Here is a 2,836-nt window from a genome sequence, read left to right on the forward strand (position 1 = left end):
ACGTAGACGCGGTCGAGCTGGAACTCCACCGCGCCGACGCGCAGCACGTCGCCGGCCACCACGCTGCGCCGCGGCTGCTGCATCGCCTCGCCGTTCAGCAGCGCGCCGGCGGTGCCGAGCCGCTGCACCGAGACGACCAGCTCGCCGACGCTGAACAGCAGGTGCTGCGGCAGCACGTCGCCGCCCGGCAGCATCACGTCGCAGTCGCCGGCCGAGCCGACCAGGTTCGCGCCCGGCTTCAGCGCGATGGTGCGGCCGCGCAGCGCGCCGTTCAGGAAGCGCAGGCACCAGGAGGACGGCGCGACGGCGCCTGCCGGCGCGGGGGATGCGGGCAGTGCACTCATGCTCATCCTCCGGGGGCCGGGGCGCGCGCCACCGCCGGCAGCACCAGCCGCGGCGTCAGCAGGTAGAAGCGCTCCATGTTGGCGCGCGACTTCTCGGTGTACTTGAACAGGTTGCCGAGCAGCGGGATCGCCGACAGCACCGGCACGCCGGTCACCGCGTTGATCGTCTCCTCCGACGAGAAGCCGGCGATCAGCAGGCTCGCGTTCTCGTCGACCATCGCCTGCGTGTTGACGGTGCGGCGCCGGATGATCGGGATCTGGTCGACGCTCGCGGCACTCAGGTCGCCATCGGCGATGTCGATCGACATCATCAGGCTGCGCGCCGGCTGCTCGTCGATGATCAGCGGCGTCACGCGCAGCGAGGTGCCGGCGGTGATGGTGAAGAGGCCCGCGTCCTGGAAGCCGTCGACGCGCACATGCAGCTCGCTCAGGTTCTCCAGCACCGCCTCGGTGTTGTTCAGCGTCAGCACCTTGGGCCGCGCGACGAAGTTGGCGGTGCCGGTCTTGGTCAGCGCGCTGACGCGGGCCAGCAGGAAGTTGCGCAGCTCGTTGCCGATGGCCGCGGTGAACACGCCGCCGGCCGGTGTGGTGGCACCGGTCTGGCCGGCCTCGGTGCTGGCACCGCTCCAGGTCAGCGGCTTGCCGTTGCCGGCCCCCACCTGCAGGTCGGCATGGCGGCCGTGCAGGCGCCAGTCGACGCCCAGCGTGTCGAGCGTGTCGCTGCTGATGTCCATGATCGTGACCTCGATCTCGATCAGGCGCGGGCGCGAGTCCATCGCGGCGATCAGCCGCTCGTACTGCGCCATGCGGTCCGGCAGGTCGCGCACCAGCACCGCGTTCATGCGGGTGTCGGCATGGAACTGCGGCAGGTCGTTGCTGGGCGTGAAGTTGTCCAGCGTGCTGTCGCTGCCGCCCGCCGCGCCGGCGTCGCCGGTCGAGCCCATCTCGACCTTCGGCACGTTCAGCGATTCGCCCGAGCTCAGCTTGAGCTGGCGGCTCGCGCCGACGCGCATCGCGACGCCCGATTTGCCGTCGCCGCCGGCGCGCCCGTTCTTGCGGCCGTACAGGCTGCGCAACACGTTGGTGACGCCGGGCACCAGCAGGTCCTTGCCGGAGCGGTTGACGCGCACGTCGCCGGCCCAGGCGTACTTGAGCGGAAACAGCCGCACCTCGGCGTAGTCGGCCAGCGCCGCCTTCTGGTCGGCCAGCTTGACCACCTGGCGCACCATGTCGACATAGCGCTTCGGGCCGGAGACATACAGGCTGCCCTCGCGGTCGTTCGCGCTGACCGGGTAGCGCGGGTCGACGATCTTCAGCCGCGCCAGCATCTGCGTCACGCCGGAGCCGCTGCCGGCGGTGATCGGCAGCACCTCGCTGCGCGCCTCGCTGGCCGGATCGATGTAGACGAAGGCGCCGTCGTAGAACCAGGTCAGGCCGTAGGTGGTGCAGACGCTGTCGAGGATGCTCTGCGCCTGCATCGTGAACTTGCCGCTGATCATGCCGCTGACCTTCGAGTCGACGACCGCGGTCAGGCCTTGCGAGGCCACCACCTCGCGCAGGAAATCGGCCAGCGGCTTGTCGTTGGCGACGATGCTGAGCGTGCGCGGCTTCCAGCGCACCTCGGCGGCGTGCAGCGGCGGCGATGCCAGGGCCACCAGCATCGACAGGAGCAAGGCGGCGGCCCTCATGGCAGCTGCGCCACGGTCTGGAACGCCCGCTCGGCGAAGCGCAGCACGTCGCGCCCCAGCCAGCCGGCGCTGACGACGATGGTCAGCATCACCGCGACCAGGCGCACCGACTGGCCGATGCTCTGGTCCTGGATCTGCGTGACGGCCTGCAGCACCGCGACGACCAGCGCCGACAGCGTGGAGACCACCACCACCGGCAGCGACACCCACAGCACGATCAGCAGGCCGTCGCGGGTGATGTCGAGGAGATCGTGTGGCGTCATTCAGTCGGCCTTCGGGTTGGTGATCCAGCCGACCGGCTGCAGCGCGACGTCCTCGTCGACCTCCTGGTACGACAGCACGACGAGCTGCGGCAGCACCGGCTCCAGCAGCGTCTTCACATAGCGGCGCACGTCCGACGAGGTGACAGCGACCACCCGGTGCGCGCTGCCCTCGGCGATGCGGCGCGCCTGGTCGCGGATGTCCTGCGTGACGGCCGGGCTCAGCAGCAGCAGGTTGCCGCGCGGCCCGCGCTCCACCGCGCCCTGCACGCGGTCGAGCAGGGCCACCTCGAACAGCATCGCCTGCAGCTGCCGGTCGGCGCCGACGAAGCGGCTGGTGATGTAGCGGCCGAGCGCGATGCGCACCAGCTCGGTCAGCGCGATCACGTCGGCCTCCTTCGGCGTCCAGATCACCAGCGCCTCGAGGATGGCGTTCAGGTTGCGGATCGGGATGCCTTCCTGCAGCAGCCGGCGCAGCACCTCGACGATGCGCTGCAGCGGCACCACGCGGGCGGCCTCGGCGGCCAGGTCGGGCGCGTCGCGC

4 protein-coding genes are annotated in these 2,836 nt (G+C 70.8%); all 4 read right to left on the minus strand.

Features of this window, described 5'->3' with window-relative positions; translation table 11 throughout:
* The coding region (locus AC1D12_RS30020; protein WP_477844893.1) for an FHA domain-containing protein at positions 1-344 on the minus strand (344 nt) is incomplete at its 3' end.
* A gap of 2 nt (positions 345-346) precedes the next feature.
* Positions 347-2,032, minus strand: a complete 1,686-nt coding sequence (sctC, locus tag AC1D12_RS30025) for a type III secretion system outer membrane ring subunit SctC (RefSeq protein ID WP_477844895.1) — start codon at positions 2,030-2,032, stop codon at positions 347-349.
* Complete coding sequence (sctS, locus tag AC1D12_RS30030) at positions 2,029-2,295, minus strand: type III secretion system export apparatus subunit SctS (RefSeq protein WP_465113139.1); 267 nt, start codon at positions 2,293-2,295, stop codon at positions 2,029-2,031. Before sctS ends, sctC begins: the two co-directional genes overlap by 4 nt.
* Positions 2,296-2,836 (minus strand): FHIPEP family type III secretion protein (locus AC1D12_RS30035; protein ID WP_477844897.1); only part of this gene is annotated, 541 nt, incomplete at its 5' end. It lies immediately after the preceding gene.

It is taken from the genome of Rhizobacter sp. P1_G5, assembly GCF_056405435.1.